The organism is Vibrio sp. 1978 (genome assembly GCF_033344345.1).
In genome coordinates, this window is record NZ_JAWPOP010001018.1 from 1 (window position 1) to 519 (window position 519).

At 43.7% G+C, this 519-nt stretch carries 1 protein-coding gene; it reads right to left on the reverse strand.

Annotated elements, in window-relative coordinates; genetic code table 11:
- On the reverse strand, positions 1-519 hold a 519-nt coding region (locus tag R8N49_RS30415), incomplete at both ends, for a 3-dehydroquinate synthase family protein (RefSeq protein ID WP_318190862.1).

Consider the following 519-nt stretch of genomic DNA (forward strand, 5'->3'; position numbering starts at 1 on the left):
ATCATAAATAATGCCGTATTTGATCACTTCAGCTATACCAGCAGCAAATTCACGCTCAGGTAGCGTCGATAAACAGTTGGTATCGATGATCACCGCTTTCGGTTGGTAAAATGCGCCAATCATGTTTTTACCTAGCGGATGATTGACTGCTGTTTTGCCGCCAACGGAAGAATCCACTTGGGACAACAACGTCGTTGGAATTTGGATAAAGTCCACACCTCGCTGATAACAGGCTGAAGCAAAACCGACGAGATCTCCGATTACACCACCACCGAGGGCGATAATGACCACATCACGAGCATAACTTCCCTCTAGCAGGAAATTCATGACTTGGTTAAACACATCCAAGTTTTTGTACTGCTCGCCATCAGACAACTCAAGTAACGAAGCATCACAACCAAGTTGTTTTAGTTGATGAAGGATTTTATCGGCATACAAAGGTGCCACTGTGACATTACTGATCACAACGACTTTTTGATTGGTATTTTTGTTTGAGAGAACTTGAGAAAGGTACGCCGG